The sequence below is a fragment of the Acidaminococcus sp. CAG:542 genome (genome assembly GCF_000437815.1).
Lineage (GTDB): Bacteria > Bacillota > Negativicutes > Acidaminococcales > Acidaminococcaceae > Acidaminococcus.
In genome coordinates, this window is sequence record NZ_FR902112.1 from 39,354 (window position 1) to 39,632 (window position 279).

General features: G+C 59.9%; 1 protein-coding gene. It reads right to left on the minus strand.

The features are described from left to right. The coding region (locus QVO43_RS09800) for a glycerol-3-phosphate acyltransferase (protein WP_288174947.1) at positions 1-279 on the minus strand (279 nt) is incomplete at both ends.

The following is a 279-nucleotide window of genomic DNA, read 5'->3' on the forward strand; positions in this document are numbered from 1 at the left end:
GGTCAGAGAAAACACCGCCACTTCCGGCATGAAGTACAGCAGGATCCCCAGACCGGTGGCCACCCCTTTGCCTCCCTTGAATCCACACATCCAGGAAAAGCTGTGGCCCAGTATGGCACAGGCGGCGCATACCAGCTGTACCGTCAGATCCGGAGAAACAAACCGGTTCACCAGGTACAGGGCCAGCACCCCTTTCAGCAGATCCCCCAGAAGCACAAAGGATGCCATCCGGGCCCCGACGGTCCGGAACACATTGGTGGCACCGATGTTGTGGCTGCC